Annotated in this window: 12 protein-coding genes; 3 read left to right on the top strand and 9 right to left on the bottom strand. The window is 62.5% G+C overall.

The genetic code is table 11. The annotated features are described in order from the left end of the window. Window positions 1–93: 93 nt before the first annotated feature. From ACINK1_RS10600 to ACINK1_RS10580, 5 genes are read right to left on the bottom strand one after another with little or no spacing between them, the layout of a single operon-like run. Window positions 94–1,092, bottom strand: a complete 999-nt coding sequence (locus ACINK1_RS10600; protein WP_376800333.1) for an ABC transporter ATP-binding protein — start codon at window positions 1,090–1,092, stop codon at window positions 94–96. Continuing rightward, on the bottom strand, window positions 1,092–2,075 hold the full coding sequence (locus tag ACINK1_RS10595) for an ABC transporter ATP-binding protein (RefSeq protein ID WP_376800332.1): 984 nt from the start codon (window positions 2,073–2,075) through the stop codon (window positions 1,092–1,094). Before ACINK1_RS10595 ends, ACINK1_RS10600 begins: the two co-directional genes overlap by 1 nt. Then, window positions 2,072–2,977, bottom strand: coding sequence for an ABC transporter permease (locus tag ACINK1_RS10590; RefSeq protein WP_376800331.1), 906 nt, complete (start codon window positions 2,975–2,977; stop codon window positions 2,072–2,074). Before ACINK1_RS10590 ends, ACINK1_RS10595 begins: the two co-directional genes overlap by 4 nt. Further along, window positions 2,974–3,951 carry an ABC transporter permease gene (locus ACINK1_RS10585; protein WP_376800330.1) on the bottom strand — a complete coding sequence of 326 codons (978 nt, stop codon included), beginning with the start codon at window positions 3,949–3,951 and terminating at the stop codon, window positions 2,974–2,976. Before ACINK1_RS10585 ends, ACINK1_RS10590 begins: the two co-directional genes overlap by 4 nt. Before the next feature lie 28 nt (window positions 3,952–3,979). Further along, on the bottom strand, window positions 3,980–5,590 hold the full coding sequence (locus ACINK1_RS10580) for an ABC transporter substrate-binding protein (protein WP_376800329.1): 1,611 nt from the start codon (window positions 5,588–5,590) through the stop codon (window positions 3,980–3,982). A gap of 310 nt (window positions 5,591–5,900) precedes the next feature. On the opposite strand from ACINK1_RS10580, the gene ACINK1_RS10575 reads away from it, so the two are divergent. Further along, a complete protein-coding gene (locus tag ACINK1_RS10575; protein WP_376800328.1) occupies window positions 5,901–6,851 on the top strand; it encodes a hypothetical protein in 951 nt (316 codons plus the stop codon). Then, entirely contained in the window at window positions 6,848–8,044 is a 1,197-nt protein-coding gene (locus ACINK1_RS10570) for a GNAT family N-acetyltransferase (protein WP_376800327.1), read from the top strand. The genes ACINK1_RS10575 and ACINK1_RS10570 overlap by 4 nt, the downstream gene beginning before the upstream one ends. On the opposite strand, the gene ACINK1_RS10565 is transcribed toward ACINK1_RS10570, so the two are convergent. Genes ACINK1_RS10565 through ACINK1_RS10555 form a run of 3 tightly spaced genes read right to left on the bottom strand, consistent with a single transcriptional unit; the run spans window position 8,027 to window position 11,701 of the window. Further along, window positions 8,027–9,148 (bottom strand): GTP-binding protein, encoded by a 1,122-nt coding sequence (locus ACINK1_RS10565; protein ID WP_376800326.1) that lies wholly within the window; start codon window positions 9,146–9,148, stop codon window positions 8,027–8,029. The two genes, ACINK1_RS10570 and ACINK1_RS10565, sit on opposite strands and share 18 nt — an antisense overlap. Then, complete coding sequence (locus ACINK1_RS10560; RefSeq protein WP_376800325.1) at window positions 9,148–10,035, bottom strand: DMT family transporter; 888 nt, start codon at window positions 10,033–10,035, stop codon at window positions 9,148–9,150. The genes ACINK1_RS10565 and ACINK1_RS10560 overlap by 1 nt, the downstream gene beginning before the upstream one ends. A 1-nt stretch (window position 10,036) precedes the next feature. After that, window positions 10,037–11,701, bottom strand: a complete 1,665-nt coding sequence (locus tag ACINK1_RS10555) for a serine hydrolase (protein WP_376800324.1) — start codon at window positions 11,699–11,701, stop codon at window positions 10,037–10,039. Between the two features lie 226 nt (window positions 11,702–11,927). Between ACINK1_RS10555 and ACINK1_RS10550 the strand changes: the two genes are divergently transcribed. Continuing rightward, complete coding sequence (locus ACINK1_RS10550; RefSeq protein WP_376800323.1) at window positions 11,928–13,271, top strand: c-type cytochrome; 1,344 nt, start codon at window positions 11,928–11,930, stop codon at window positions 13,269–13,271. A 10-nt stretch (window positions 13,272–13,281) separates the two neighbouring features. Here the strand turns inward: ACINK1_RS10550 and ACINK1_RS10545 are convergent, their stop codons facing one another. Then, window positions 13,282–15,357, bottom strand: coding sequence for a 4Fe-4S binding protein (locus tag ACINK1_RS10545; protein ID WP_376800322.1), 2,076 nt, complete (start codon window positions 15,355–15,357; stop codon window positions 13,282–13,284). Window positions 15,358–15,404 lie beyond the last annotated feature (47 nt).

The raw sequence follows: 15,404 nt of genomic DNA, 5'->3' as shown, positions 1-15,404 counted from the left end.
GGGCAGCTCCGGTGATGCGCGGTGACAGGCTCGGGTGAAGTATTGATACGCCCACACTCCACCCGCTTCATGACATTTTTTCGACGCCGCGTCCTATGCCTGATTGAGATGACAGGCAGAGAGGCGACCGGGCGCGATCTCGCTCAGACGTGGGGCTTCCTCACGACAGCGTGCCATGACGTGCGGGCAGCGCGGATGGAAATGACAGCCGCGAGGCGGATTGAGCGGCGAGGGAATTTCACCCTCGATGGCGGCAAAGGCACGCTTGCGGTCCTCAAGGCGCGGCGCGCCGGCCAGAAGAGCAATCGTGTAGGGGTGATTGGGAGCGGCGAACAGAGCGCTGGTCGGCGCGCTTTCAACGACACGCCCGAGATACATCACCACCACGCGGTCAGCGATGAAGCGAACGATACCAAGATCATGGCTGATGAAGAGATAGGTCAGATCGCGCTTCTGGCGCAATTCATCGAAGAGATTGATGATCTGCGCACGGATCGACACATCGAGTGCTGCAACCGCCTCATCGGCGATGATGCATTGCGGGCGGACCGCAAGTGCCCGGGCGATACCGATACGCTGGCGCTGGCCACCGGAGAACTGGTGCGGATAGCGCTGCTTCATCGCCGGATCAAGCCCGACATCGCGCAGGATCGTGTCGATATAATCGCCGAGTTCGGCGCGCGTCACCTGGCCGTGGACAAGCGGGGCTTCGCCGATGATATCGGCGACCCGCATGCGCGGATTGAGGGATGATGCCGGGTCCTGAAAGACCATCTGCACGGCAAGCTTGACAGAGCGGCGCTCGGTCCCGGTCAGGCGATCGCGGTCCGCGCCCTGCCACAGGATACGGCCGCCGGAGGCTGGCATGATACCCGCCAGGATGCGGCCGAGCGTTGATTTGCCGCAGCCCGATTCACCCACAACGCCCAGAACCTCGCCGCGCATGACGGCGAGGCTGACGCCATCAAGCGCATGGACGGTTTCATTGCCAAGCGCAGCGCCGAGCCTGGCTGCCAGGCGTCCGGCGAAATCAAGCCGGCGCTCAAATCGCTTGTCGATGCGCTCAGCGGCAAGAAGCGGCGTTGCCTCCATCACATCACCTGCCGGGCTGGATCAGCCAGAGGATGCAGGCAGGCGAAGCGGCGATCACCTTCCTGCCTGTCGGCGATCATTGCGTTGCCACACTCCGGGCGCGCGAGCCCGCAGCGGGAGCGAAAGGCGCAGCCTTGCGGGCGATGGAGCAGGGAAGGTGCCATGCCTGGAATGCTGGCAAGCCTTCCGCCATGCGCGGCCCGCTCGGGAAGCGAGGCAAGCAATCCGGCGGTATAAGGATGGCGCGGGCGGGTGAGGAGGTCATCGACGGCGGCCTGCTCGACGATGCGACCGGCATACATGACGGCGATGCGGTCAGCGAGGCCGGCGACGACGCTGAGGTCGTGGGTGATCCACAGCAGCGCGGTATGGCTGCGCGCGACCAGACGCTGGACGACGGAGAGGATCTGCCCCTGAATGGTGACGTCGAGCGCGGTCGTCGGCTCGTCAGCAATGAGAAGATCAGGGGCGTTGATCAGAGCGATGGCGATGGCCACGCGCTGGCGCATCCCGCCCGACAGATGGTGGGGATAGGCGGCGAGCCTTTCCTCGGGCGAAGCGATGCCGACAGCGCCCAGCGCGTCGCGCGCGCGCGCCTCGGTTTCGCTTTTCGTCGCTTTGCTGTGGGCAGCGATCGCCTCGGTCATCTGCTCACCGATCCGCAGCACCGGATTGAGTGTCATCATCGGATCCTGGAAGACCATGGCGATGCGGTTGCCGCGCAGGCTGCGCAGGCGCTGCGCGTCGGCGCCAACCATATCCTCGCCCTTGAAGCGGATGGCGCCGGCGACAATGCGTCCCGGCTGGTCGACCAGCCCCATGATGGAGAAGCCGGTGACGCTTTTGCCCGACCCCGATTCGCCCACGAGCCCCAGCACCTCGCCCGGCGCGATGGAAAACGACACGCCGTCGACGGCTTTGGCGATCCCGTCGCGCGTGAAGAAGTGGGTCGATAGACCGGCGATGTCGAGTGTTGGCGTCATCGCTTCAATCTCGGGTTCAAGACGTCGCGCAGGCGGTCGCCCACAAGGTTGATGGAGACAATGGTGACGAGAAGGGCAATGCCGGGAAAGAACGAAATCCAGTAACGACCCGAGAGCATGTACTGGAAGCCGTTTGCAATCAGCACGCCAAGGGATGGTTCGGTCTGCGGCAGGCCGACGCCAAGGAAAGAGAGGGTGGCTTCGAGCGCAATCGCATGCGCTGTCTGCACGGTGCCAACGACGATCAGCGGGGCGAGGCAATTGGGCAAAATGTGGCGAAAGAGAATGCGGCCAGGCGACAGGTCGAGGCAAAGCGCCGCGTCAACATATTCCTTGCGCCGCTCCACCAGGGCGCTGGCGCGGACGGTTCGCGCATAATAGGCCCATTGCACAATGACGAGCGCCAGAATGATCTTGTCGACCCCCTTGCCAAGCACGGCGACGAGGATGAGTGCGACGAGCACGGCGGGCAGCGATAACTGCAGATCAACTATCCGCATGATCGTTGCTTCGACCCAGCCACCGACATAGGCCGCGACAAGGCCGAGCGAGGCGCCGGTGATCATCGCGATCACGCCGGAGAGGGCGCCGACGCTCAGCGAAATGCGCAGGCCGTAAAGGATGGCTGAGTAGAGATCGCGGCCTGTGCCGTCTGAACCCAGCACCAGGGTGAATCCTGCGGAAGCAAGGGTGCCTGGCGGCAGACGAGCATCGAGCACGTCAACCTGGGCCAGATCATAGGGGTTTTGCGGCGTGATGAAGGGTGCCAGCACCGCAACTCCCACGAGCGCTGCAAACACCATGAGGGCGCCGACGGCGATACGGTCTTCCAGCATTTCGGCGAGGAAGCGTTGCAAGGGCGTTTCAACGACAGGCGCGCTCATCACCGGGTTCCCGCTCATGACGCCTGGTCCTGCAGGCGCACGCGCGGATCGAGCAGGCAATAAAGAAGGTCGACGATGAGGTTGATGACGACAAAGAGGACAACGATCAGCATCACATAGGCAACGATGACCGGGCGGTCGACGCGCTGGATTGAATCAAGGAGCAATTTGCCCATGCCGGGCCAGGCGAAAATGCTCTCGGTGACGACGGAGAAGGCGACCAGTGAGCCAAATTCAAGTCCAATGACGGTGACAACCGGAATGAGAATATTGCGCAGCAGATGAACAAGGACGATGCGCGTCTCGCTCAATCCCTTGGCGCGGGCGAATTTGATGAAATCGAGCGGCAAAACCTCGCGCACGCCGGCGCGCGTAAGTCGAATGACCAGTGATACTTTCAGAAGCGCCAGATTGATGGCAGGCAAGAGGGCATGGCTCAACCCCTTCAGCGACAGAAGCGAGGTTTCGATCCCGAGGAAGGCGATGGTGGGCCCGCGCCCGGTCGAGGGGAGCCAGCCGAGAATGACGGCAAAGACCATGATCAGCATCAGCCCAACCCAGAAGGTGGGCAGGGAAAAGCCAAGGATGGAGGCAGCCATAATCGCCCGCGAACTGGCACGCTCGGGCCGCAATCCGGCATAAAGCCCCAGCGGCAGGCCGATGACCAGGGCCAGGAAGAGGGCAAAAAGTGCGAGTTCCATCGTGGCTGGCAGGCGCTCAAGAATGAGTTTCATCGCCGGCTGGCCATGAACAAAGGATCTACCGAGATCGCCTTGCAGCGCATTGCCCAGAAAGACCAAGAATTGTTCCCAGATGGGGCGGTCGAGGCCAAGCTGGCGGGCTACCTCGGCGATCTGGTCCTGGGTGAGGTCGGGGCTGACGAGAAGCCAGATGGGGTCTCCTACGACATGCACGCCGAAGAAGACGATGACGATCATCGCCAGCAGGACGATGAGCGACTGCAGCAGTCGGCGCAGGATGAACGCTGTCATGCCGGTCGTACCCCGACGCGCAGCTTGCTCACGGCGCCGGTTTTACCGATGTCGCGAGTGTATATTCGTCCGACCGGGCGACCAGCGTATAGCCCTTGCGGGCGGCCCAGGTGTTGAGCTGGTAATGAATAGGGATGAGGCCGACATCGTTCATCACCATATCGGTTGCCTCAGCCAGCAGGGCGGCGCGTTTCTTGTCGTCCACCGTGCGCAGAGCGCTGGCGAGGATCGCGTCGAATTCGGGGTTGGAATAACGCCCGCGATTGGCAGCGCCAGTGCCTTTCTCCCGATCAAAAGTGCCAAGCAGGGTGCGCAGCGAATCAGACGGCTCGCCCGTGCCGGCAGACCAGCCGACGAGGATGAAGGAAAATTCCGGGTTGCCATTATTGCCCGACGAGGCGCGGGAGAAGAAGGGCGCTGGCGGCAGGGTTTCAACGCTTGCCTCGATGCCGATGCGGGCAAACATCTGGGCCGCCGCCTCGATGATCTTGGTATCGTTGGTATAGCGCCCATTGGGGCCGTGCATCACCATTTTGAAACCGTTGGGGTAACCGGCCTCGCTCAACAGTTTTCGCGCTCCGGCAACATCGAGCGCCACCGGTTTCAGGTTTTTCGAGGTGCCGTGATAGCTGTCCGGCAGGAGCTGGCTGGCGGGAACAGCTTCGCCTTCCATCACCCGCTCGACCATGGCCGGACGGTTGATGGCTTTCGATAAAGCCTGGCGCACGCGCACATCGCGCAAGGGGTTCTTGATCTCGCTGCCGTCCTTGGCGCGGATAAACGGCGTCACATCGCGATACTGGTCGAGATGGAAATAGATGACGCGGTTCGACAGAGCGGAGGCGACGACCAGATTCTTGTCCGCCTTCAGGCGCTGCGCGTCGGTGGTGGGCACGGCCTCGATGACATCGGTATCGCCGGCCAGGAGAGCCGCGACGCGGGCTGGATTGGAGGAGATGGGTTTCAAGGTTACCCGTGCCCATTGCGGCTTGCCGCCCCAATAGCCGTCGAAGCGGTCAAGGACGACACGGTCGCCGGGAACGAAGGCATTGAAACGATAGGGTCCGGTGCCGATGGCTGCCTTGCCGGAATTGAAATCCTCGGTCGGCGCCCTGGCGGCTGCCTTCGAGATGATCATCACCTGCGCGATATTGTTGAGCATCAGCGGATCGGGTGTGGCGGTCTTGATGCGCAGCGTCAGATCGTCGATTTTCTCCAGCACCCGGCCTTTCACATAGGAGGTGAAAGGCGAAGGTGAGCGCGGCACGTTGGGCGCACGCTCGAACGAGGCGATCACGTCATCGGCGGAGAACGCACTGCCGTCATGGAATATGACACCGGGACGCAGCTTGAATTCCCAGGTGAGATCGTCGATGAGGCGCCAGCTCGCGGCAAGGCCGGGCGACAGGGCCTGGCGCTCATCCGAGAGGATCAGCGGCTCGAAAGCATGACGCATGATCTGATTATTGGGCGTCAGATTATGAAAATGCGGATCAAAGGATGACGGCTCCGATGATACAGCGATGCGCAATTCCTGCGCGGCCAAACGGTCGATGCCAAATCCGCTGGCCATCATCACCAGCATGACTGCGATGCCACGCCACCACGGCCTGCGGCCAAAATCAGAAAATGCGGTCATTCTCACGCTTTGCTCCTTGATGTCCGCGGCGCCATCCCTGAGCGGCGCCTGGCCGTCCTTTGACAGGTTATCTTCAAATGGACGAATTGCAATGTGCTGCCCAACGAGCGTGGTGAGGGCTATTTGTGATCGTATTTTAACTAAAGTATTTTTTTAATATTCATGAATGTATCAAATTTTACTGATTTAATTATTATATTATATACTTACAGTCATTAATGTTAATTTCCAGATTAAATTGTAATTATTATGGGTTATATTTAGATTTTGAGAATTGCAGCGTCCTCATCACAGGGTAATGGAGCAAATCATGACCCCGTCAGCGAATTCCGATATGGTTTTCCCTCACTGGAATGACAAGCATGGAGCGGTGTGGGGACATCAGCCCGTCAAGCTCGACCATGCGCTTCATCGCTTGCCCCTGTTTACGTTTGAGGCGCTGGCCGATCTCATCGACCATTATCCACGCGAGCATTACAGCCTCATCCACATGGGCGGGCGCGGCGGTCGCCGCTTCTGGCGCGAGGGCGATATTGCCGGCATGAAAGGCGCCGAGGTCATTGACTGGATCAGGAACGGGCGCATGTGGCTTAACCTGCGCAACGTCAATGCCGTTGATCGCCGCTATGGGGCTTTGCTCGATGCTGCCTATCAGGAAGTGGCGCTGAGGGCGCCCGGCGCGCCGATGTTTGACACCAAGATGGGCATTCTCATCTCCTCGCCGCTGGCGCAGGTCTATTATCACGCCGATCTTCCCGGCCAGGCGCTGTGGCAAATCCACGGCAAGAAGCGGCTTTATGTCTACCCGCGTTCAGCGCCATTCCTGCGTCCCGAAGACCTTGAAAACATCGCTCTCTTCGGCGTCGAGGTCGATATGCCCTATCACGACTGGTATGATGAATTTGCGCAGGTCTTCGATCTTGATGCCGGCGATATGGCCCATTGGCCGCTTAATGCGCCGCACCGGGTGGAAAACCTCGATTGCCTCAACGTCTCGGTGACGACAGAACACTGGACGCGCGACATTGTGCGCCGTCACAAGGTCAATGTCGCCAACGGGCTGCTGCGCACGGCAATCGGGCATACGCCAAGAAGCCGGGCGATCACCGGCCCGGGCTACTGGACCAAGGCTGCGATGCAGGCCGTGATGCGCCGCACCCGCTGGATCAGCCGGCAGAGGGCGCAACGTCGCGAGATTGCCTTCAGGCTCGATCCTCAGACGCGCGGTGGCATTATCGAGCTCGGCACACCGGCTGAATGAGCGACAGCGTGGCGGGCAAGGCATCAGGGGAGGGCAGAGGCGCTTTTACAGCCGCGCTGTATCATCGCTGGAGCGATGTCCCTGCCGCCTGGACAGCGCTGGCGCATGAAACCTCGGCAACGCCGTTCCAGAACCCTGTCTTTCTCGCCGCGTGGTATCAAAGTTTCTGCCACAACGATCCATGTCAGCCTGTCATCGTCGCGCTGGCGGGGGCCGATGGTACGCCGGCTCTGCTTTTTCCGCTGGTATCGTTGCGCGATCGCGGCCTCAGGGTCGTCTGCTTTGCCGATGCGGGCGTCAGTGACAACAATGCGCCTCTGCTTGGGCCGGCAGCACCGACATCGCCTGGCACGGCGCGGCGGGCAATCGAGGTTTTGCGCAAGGCCTTGCCGGGGCATGATCTGCTGCGCTTTGACAAGATACCGCAAAAGATCGGTTCGCGACCCAATCCGCTCGCCCTCCTTGCCGGTGTCACCGAAGGGCCTCTCAACGCCCATCCGCTGCACTTCGCCGACGATTTTAGCGACTATGTGCGCAGCCGTGCCAAGAAGTTTCGCAAGGAACAGGCGCGGGTGTGGCGCGTCTTTCAGCGCCTCGAGGGCGCGCGCTTCGACATCATCGCTGACCCGGTTGAAGCGCAGGAGCTGTTTGCAACGTTCGAACGGTTGCAAAGCGAGCGCATCCGCGGACTTGGGCAGGAGTACAGCCTCGATGAGCCGGAATATCGCGATTTCTATCGCCGCCTGCTGGCGGAGGGTATTCGTGCCGGAACGGTGGTTTTTGGTGCGCTGCGGTTAGGCAGTGAACTGATCGGCGGGCTCATTGGCATTGCCAACAAGCGATCACTTGTGTTCGTGCGGCTTGGTCATGCCGGTGATAAATGGGGTTTCTGTTCCCCCGGCCGGCTGGTGATCGAACGCGTGCTCGAATGGGCGCATGGTGCGGGGTACCGCGATATCGATTTTTCGGTGGGTGATTACGATTACAAGCGGGACTTCTGTATCGGCAGTGAGCGATTGCTGGAGTATGCCCGCGCTGGCTCGCTGAAAGGTGTCGCTGCGGCGGGCCTTCACTATGCCAAAGGCGTGGCGCGTGGCTCGCCACAGCTGCGAGCCCTGGTGGCGCGGTTGCGCGGTTCTGGCCGTAGCGCTGCCCCCCAAGCCCGCAGCCTTAAATCAGCGGCGCAGGGATAGCGGATTGTCGGTCAGCGCCGCGCGGTCCGGCTGATCGATGGCGGGAATATCATGGAAGGCGTTGAACAGGCCTTGCAGATCGCTTTTCACCAGATCCCTGACGATGAAGACGAGGCGCGTGCGGTGGTCATCATCAGGCCAGGCGGCGAGGCGCACCGGCGGGTGAAACACATGCTGCACGCCTTGCAGCAGGAAGGGTGCATCCGGATCATCGCTGGTGCTGATGATCCCTTTGACGCGCAGCAATTTCGGGCCATGGGCAGCGCGCAGCAGATCAAGGAACATGTCAAGCGCCGGCAGCGACATCGGCTTGTCGCTGGTGAGCGCGAAGGCGCGGATCGATATGTCATGGCGGTTGACGTCGAGAACGGCCCCGCTGCCATGGTCGTGGGGTGATGACAAGGCGTCATCGGCGAGCCAGGCGGCAACGTCCGGCAGCCGGCCGTCCGCACGCCACAGCCCCAGATCGAGGAGATTATCAGGGGTGGCCTCGCCGCCCGCCTGGTCGAGCAGGCGGGCTGTCGGCGCCAGGCCCTGCAGGCGTGTGCGCAGCGCCGCCATGTATTCGCTCTGAGCGCCGGCAAGATCGCTCTTGGTGATCACGATGCGGTCGGCGACCGCCACCTGCTTGACGCTTTCGGGATGAGCGTCAAGCGTTGCCATGCCGTTGACCGCGTCGACCACGGTGATGACGCCATCCAGCCGGTAGCGCAGGCGCAGATAGGGGTGCTGGAGGATGGTCTGCATCACCGGTGCCGGATCGGCAAGGCCGGTCGTTTCGATGATGAGGCGGGTGAAGGGGAAGGCAAGACGGCCATTGTCGAGCCGGCGCAGCAGATCTTCCATGGTTGCCATCAGATCGCCGCGCACCGTGCAGCACAGGCAGCCGGCGGACAGCTCGATCAATCCTTCGTCGGCGCGCTCGACCAGCAGGTGATCGATGCCGATCTCACCGAACTCATTGATGATGACGGCTGTATCACGCAGGTGCTCGGCCAGGAGCAGCCGGTTCAGCAACGTGGTTTTTCCAGCACCCAGAAAGCCGGTCAGAATGACAGCCGAGATAGGAGGCTTTGGCCCGCGCTTTTTTACCTGCTCGCTCATCATGACACCGTCGTCTGGCGCCAGCTTTCCAGCAAGGTGGCAGCAACAAGGGCCGTAAAAACGATGATACAGCCAAAGCCTTGCGTCAGGGTGAGGCGCTCATCGAGAACGACGGCAGCGGTGAGGATCGCTACCGCCGGCTCGGCGAGAAATATCAGGCCGGCGACTGCGGGAGATATATGGCTCAAAGCCAGCAGCTGCAGGACGTAGCCTGATATGTAGGAGCCGCAGATCACCGCAAAGATACCGGCAAAGGCCGGTGTTGCCGGCAGTGCGACCGGACCGCCGGTCAGCAGGACCACGAGCAGCGCCGCAGGCAAGATGATGACATGCACCCAGAACGCAGCGGATGCCGGCGTCAGGCTCGTCATCGCGCGGGCGCTGAAATAGAACATGGCGGTGGCACCAAGGCTCGCCAGGAGCGCCAGACCAAGGCCGCGAATGTCGAGTGCTGAAAATCCCGGCCCGACGACGAGCACGATGCCGAGGAAGGCAAAAGCGAAGATCGCAAGCCGCGAGACGTCAGGTGGCGTGCCCTCGATCAGCGGATTGAGAAGAAGGATCACCAGCGGATAGGTGTAGAACAGGATGGCGGCGACCGAGACGGGTATGAACGCCACTGATGACAGATAAGCAATCGAGGTGACGCCGGTTGCAAGCCCAAGGCCAAGCACCGGAGCGATGTCGGAGGAGCGAAGCTTGAGGCGTTGGCGCGCCAGCAGCGCGAACCCGCCTGTCAGCGCCAGCATGAGAAGCGCCCGCCACAGCACGGCATCACTGCCCGGGACGCCAAGCCGGCTCGCCAGCGTCGCGAAGGGTGCGTTCGAACCATAGGCAATGCCGGCAGCCAGCGCTGCGGCAAGCCCGACACCGGTTCGCTTCACCATGTCAGTTGGCAGCAGGTGCTGGTGTGGTGGTGGATGGTTTCTGCGCGGGCGACGATTTTTTTGTGTTGAGCGCACCCGGCGCCGCGTCATTCGTTGTGCTGGCGGCTCTGCCTCCGGCGACCAGCGAGGAACGTGCCGCAGGATTTGCAACCGTGCTGGCTGCCCGCTGCTTCGGCGCGCTGGAAATGGCGCCCGGGCGTGCCGGCTGCACCGGTACGAGGGCCACAGGCGCGCTGGGCGGTGGCGGCAGAACGGCGGGAGCAAGCGAGGCGGTGGAGGATTGTGCCCCCTCGCCTGTCGCGCGCCCGGCAGCATCAGGATCGGCAGGCGATGGGTTGCGCACATAAACGGCGGTTGTTGCCGTCGGCTGGCGGATATCGGCCGGCAGCAGCGCTGCTTGTGGCAAGGCAAGCCCGGCGCCAACAAGCGCGGTTCCGGCAACCGCAACCATCAGCGGGCGCTTGTCGTTTTTATCGACAACGGAGCGCGCCAGCACCACCGCTGTGACTTGCGGCGGCGGCGGGTTGACGAGAGGCGCTGTTTCACCGCTCGCACTCGACGCGGCAATCGCTGCCCCAACAGCGGCGGAATTCGCCTGAACGAGCGACAGAACCTGAGAGGGCGGGCCGGATTCGTCGGCCTCGGACGGGGCGCCGTGCTTGCCGCATACTTCATAGCGCATGTTGGGGGCGGAGGCGCGCGTGTCGGCTGGCCGCGAGAGCGCGTCGATTTTCAGGCGCTGTTCGTCATTGCCGGCGGGAGCAACCGTAAAAGAGCGCTCCAGCAGCAGGGCGGCCTTCTCGCCGCGCGCGCGTCCCGAATTCTCACCCAGAACGACAGCGATATGACGCCGCCCGCCCCGCGTCGCACTGCCGACGAGGTTGAAGCCGGAAGGGCAGGTGAAGCCGGTCTTGATGCCGTCGGCACCGGGGAAACGGCCGATCAGCACGTTGTAATTACGCATCGTCCATTCGCCATATTGCAGGGCTTGTGCCCGGAAGAGATGGCTGTACTCGGGAAAATCGCGGTAAAGCGCGCGCGCCAGCAGCGCCATATCGCGGGCCGAGGTGATCTGGCTGTCGTCATGCCAGCCATTGGGATTTCGCCAATGGCTGCCGGTCATGCCAATCCGCTGGCTCCATGCGTTCATTTCATCGGCGAATGCCGGCACCGAACCACTGATCCCCTCGGCAATGGTGACGGCGACGTCATTGGCAGATTTCACAAACAGGATGTAGAGCGCTGATTCAAGGGTGATGCGGGTGCCGGGAGCAAAGGCCATCTTCGAGGGCGGCTGCTTGGCCGCGAAGGGAGTGACCGCCAGCAGCGAATCCTTGGTGACGCGCCCGGTTTTAACGGCCTGGAGGGCGACATAGGTCGTCATCATCTTGGTGAGTGAGGCCGGATGCCAGGGTGTGAACGGGTTTACCGCCTCGATGACATTGCCGCTGGCATAATCAATGACGATGAAGGGACGGGCATTGCGCGCCGGGACCGGCGGCCCGACGGGCGCCTTGACCACGTGATGCGCGGCAGCCTTGGCGCGCTTCTTCGGTGCTTTTTTTCCTTTGGCGTCGGCTGGGACCACGAGGGCACCGATCATCAGCCCGGCGAGCAAAAGACTGAGGCTGATGCGAGCGATCGAAAAGGGCATTGATTGTTCCATCACTTGCAGATGACGCGTTGGCATATAAAAGGCAAGATCGGCGCGCAGGAAAAAAAGGGCAGGACCATGACGCTTCCTTGGCAAAGATCACCAGGGCGGGCCATTTTGGCGATTGCCATTTTGGCGATTGCGAGCTTGGATATGGCGAGGCGGGATGGCGTTTAAAGCTACACTCTTTTCCCCTTCTGTTGGCAATTGGACCAAAACAAGGCGTTCCGGGCAATTCATGGCAGAAGATGGTGTCGGCGCGGCTTTGGCGCGCGGTTTGCTCTCCATCGCCAGGACCGGCGTTGTGGCGGCGCTCTTTTCATGCTTTTCCGTCAATCCCGCCCTGTCGCAAGCTGATTTTCCCGGTAGCGGCGCCCTCAGTGGTCATGGCGGCGCGGTACGCTCCATGGCCGTTCTTGCCGATGGCCGGCGCCTGATCAGCGGCGGCTTCGACAGTGCCGTGATTGTGTGGAACCTCCATACCAACGTGGCACAGCGCGTTTTTCGCCATCACGACAGCACGGTCAATGCGCTTGCCGCGCTCGATGCAGAGTGTTTTGCCTCGGGCGGCGAAGACGGGCGCATCGCGCTGTGGTGTGGTGATGATGAGCAACCGTATCGTGTGCTGAGCGGGCACAGCGCCCCGATCTCCTCGCTCCTCTACCTGCGCGAGCGCCAATTGCTCGCCAGCGCCTCGTGGGACCGCAGCATCCGCTTGTGGCGCCTGAGCGATGGAACATCAGCCGGCGTCATCGCCGGGCATGATGGTCCGGTGACGGGGTTGGCGCATCTGGCAGACGGGGCGCTGGTCAGCACGAGTTATGACGGGCAGCTGCGCGTGACGCCAGCGCAAGGGTCGGGCCGGACGGTGCGTCTTGAGTCGCCTCTCAACGCCGTTGCGGTTGCCGGTGATGGCGTGATCGTCACCGCCGGGGCCGATGGCAAAGTGCGTTTGTTTGCTGCCGATCTGCAAGCGCTGGGCGAGCGTGATCTTGGCAATGGACCGCTCAACGCGTTGGCGGTGTCGCCCGATGGGACGGTGATCGCCGTTGCCGGTATCCGCACCCAGGTGACGCTGATAAGACGCCAGACATTGGAGGTCACGGGCGACATTCTCGGGCCGGGATTGCCGGTTTGGTCGCTTGCCTTTTCGCCTGATGGCAGCGAGCTTTTCTCAGGCGGCGTTGACCGGGCGGTGCGACGGTGGAACCCGCTGACCGCCAAACCCGCCGGCCGTGAGATTGCAAGCGCCGCGCCGCCGGAGCGCATTGCCGAAAACGAGGAAGGTGCCCGCGTTTTTCGCGCCTGCCGCGCCTGTCACGGGCTGATTGCGGGCGATAACAGCCGCGCCGGACCAAGCCTGCACGGCATCATGGGGCGTAAAATCGCCAGCGCGCCGGGGTATTCCTATTCGCAGGCGCTGAAACAGCGCGATATCGTGTGGAGCAAGGAGACGATCGCCAAGCTCTTTGAGGTTGGCCCTAACGCCTATCTGCCGGGGACCAAAATGCCCGAGCAGACGATCCCGGACCCGCAGGCGCGCCAGGCGCTCGTTGACTGGCTTGACAGGATCACCCGTTAGACGCGCCCATCTACACCTCGCCACGCCTGATACGCTCAAGCATATCGGCTTCGCGCTGGGCTGCCATCGCTGCCTCCTCGCGCTCGCGGATGTAATCTTCCGTCGTGCGCAGCTTCGGGCGCGCGGGCGCGCCGTAAGGGTCGATGGTTTCATTCATCGACGCCTCGATGCGGCAATCCTCGCACATGCGGATGAGGTCGAGGCGTTTGGCGTTGGCGCCCGCAAACATCCAGTGCTTGCCCTCCAGCTTGGCCAAGACGCGGTCAATCGAGCTCTTGGTACCGAAAGGTTTGCTGCAGGTGATGCAGCAGAAGGGCTCTTCTTCCTTCATGGTCAGGGGGCCGGCTTCAAAAGCGGTAAAATCCAGACGAGGCTGCAGGGTGATGACCTTTTCCGGGCAGGTCGCCTGACACAGGCCGCACTGCACACACAGGCTCTCGTCAAACCGCAATGCCGGGCGGTGCTCCAGGCTCGACAGGGCGCCCGTCGGGCAGGCGCTGACGCAGGAATGACACAATGTGCAGCCGGCCGCATCGACGTTGACGGCGCCAAAGACGCTGCCTGCGGGTAACGTCACGCGATCAACCGGGGCGGGGGCGGCGCGATGGAGCTCGCGCAAGGCGAGCTTGAGAATGTCGCGCTTGCCGCCCGAGGCAAGAAACTGCGCCGGCTTCAGGGCGGTGATTGCCTGCGGCGCCTTGGCGAGAGCGGCGAGCATGTAGTCGGGATCGTCAGCCTCAATCAGGCTGGCCGCATCAGGCCCGAAGCCAAGGGCAGCGAGCAGCATATTGGCTGTTAACAGCGTCTGTTCGAGCCCGGTCGTCGGATGCAGCGGACGCGCCTTGTCCAGCACATGGACACCGGCGGCACCATAGGCAAAGGCGGCAGCTATCGCCTCCAGGCCGATCTGGCCGATTTCATTGACCTGAAGCGGGATAACGGCAGCCGGCAGGCCATCGCCAAGACGTGCAGCGGCCTCGATCAGCTCCGCGCCATGTGCGCCATGGAGGAGGAGAACGGGTGCGCGGCCGCCAGCCTGATGATAGGCGATGAGGGCAGCCCGCAGGCGGGTGAGCAGAACATCGACGCCGGGCAGGGCATAGCCGGCCGCCCCTGTGGGGCAGGCGGCTGCACAGGCACCACACCCCCCGCACAGGAACGGATCGATCGCCACATGATTGCCGGCGGGCGCGATGGCGCCGGCCGGGCACAGATCAAGGCAGCGCGTGCAGCCGGTCACGCGCGAGCGGGAATGGGCGCACAGCTCGCTTTTGAACGTGACGTAGCGCGGCTTGTCGAAGGTGCCGATGAGATCGCTCGCCGCGAAGGCCAGACGCTCGATGGCCAGAGCGTCGCCGGGATCAGCGCGCAGATAACCCTCACGCAGATCAGCGGCCGGAAAGAGCGGGGTAGCGCCTGAGATGTCGATGATGATGTCGGCCCGCGAGATGGCTGCCTTGCTGCGGGACGAACCAAATTCGAGGCGCGCGCGCGACGATGCCTTGGGTTCGGCAAAGCCGTCGATGGTAAGTTCGAAAGCGCCGAAATGCCCGCTCACGCGGCTGATTTTTCCCTTGCGGATCGGAAACTCGTTCACCGTCGGCACCGGGATGTCGGCATTGCCGCTCATCAGGACTGTAATGTCGAGGCGGTCCTTCAGCCGGTCGGCAAGCGCAATCGCGGTCCCGTCGCGCCCGTAAATCAGCGCGATACCCTCGCTCTCGAAGCTCACATGGGGAAGTGGTGGATTAGCCACCGTGGCAGCGGCAATCAGGGCGGCTATCTTTGGCCCGGTGCCGGCAGCCTCCTTCGCCCAGCCAGCGGTCTCGCGCACGTTGACAAAGGAGAGCGTGGCGCCAAGACCCTCCTCGCTGGCGATGGCGCTGAAATGGGCGGCTTCCTGGGTGCACGCAATCGTCACGGAGCCGTTATTGGCAAAGGCCCGAAAACGATCGATTTCGCTGCGACAGAGATGATCGGCGGTCAGGATATCGCTCTTGCCGCAGCCAGCCGCAACCGCCTTGCCATCAAGCGGCATGGTCCGCTCGCAGGAGCAGAGGGCTATTTTTCGAGTTTTTTCTGTCACGGTTACGTCCCTACCCAAAGTGCTGCGACCAGACTGGCCGGCTTTTC

Origin of the sequence: Raskinella chloraquaticus (SeqCode) (assembly GCF_021731865.1) — a bacterium.
In the GTDB taxonomy this organism is placed as follows: Bacteria; Pseudomonadota; Alphaproteobacteria; order Rhizobiales; family UBA4765; genus Raskinella; species Raskinella chloraquaticus.
This window is presented reverse-complemented; position numbering and strand designations above follow the sequence as displayed.

What these genes read in the sequence shown, in the direction of transcription:
- ACINK1_RS10600 (WP_376800333.1), bottom strand. Translation starts at nt 1,092, where the DNA reads ATGGAGGCAACGCCGCTTCTTGCCGCTGAGCGCATCGACAAGCGATTT.
- ACINK1_RS10595 (WP_376800332.1), bottom strand. Translation starts at nt 2,075, where the DNA reads ATGACGCCAACACTCGACATCGCCGGTCTATCGACCCACTTCTTCACG.
- ACINK1_RS10590 (WP_376800331.1), bottom strand. Translation starts at nt 2,977, where the DNA reads ATGAGCGGGAACCCGGTGATGAGCGCGCCTGTCGTTGAAACGCCCTTG.
- ACINK1_RS10585 (WP_376800330.1), bottom strand. Translation starts at nt 3,951, where the DNA reads ATGACAGCGTTCATCCTGCGCCGACTGCTGCAGTCGCTCATCGTCCTG.
- ACINK1_RS10580 (WP_376800329.1), bottom strand. Translation starts at nt 5,590, where the DNA reads ATGACCGCATTTTCTGATTTTGGCCGCAGGCCGTGGTGGCGTGGCATC.
- ACINK1_RS10575 (WP_376800328.1), top strand. Translation starts at nt 5,901, where the DNA reads ATGACCCCGTCAGCGAATTCCGATATGGTTTTCCCTCACTGGAATGAC.
- ACINK1_RS10570 (WP_376800327.1), top strand. Translation starts at nt 6,848, where the DNA reads ATGAGCGACAGCGTGGCGGGCAAGGCATCAGGGGAGGGCAGAGGCGCT.
- ACINK1_RS10565 (WP_376800326.1), bottom strand. Translation starts at nt 9,148, where the DNA reads ATGAGCGAGCAGGTAAAAAAGCGCGGGCCAAAGCCTCCTATCTCGGCT.
- ACINK1_RS10560 (WP_376800325.1), bottom strand. Translation starts at nt 10,035, where the DNA reads ATGGTGAAGCGAACCGGTGTCGGGCTTGCCGCAGCGCTGGCTGCCGGC.
- ACINK1_RS10555 (WP_376800324.1), bottom strand. Translation starts at nt 11,701, where the DNA reads ATGGAACAATCAATGCCCTTTTCGATCGCTCGCATCAGCCTCAGTCTT.
- ACINK1_RS10550 (WP_376800323.1), top strand. Translation starts at nt 11,928, where the DNA reads ATGGCAGAAGATGGTGTCGGCGCGGCTTTGGCGCGCGGTTTGCTCTCC.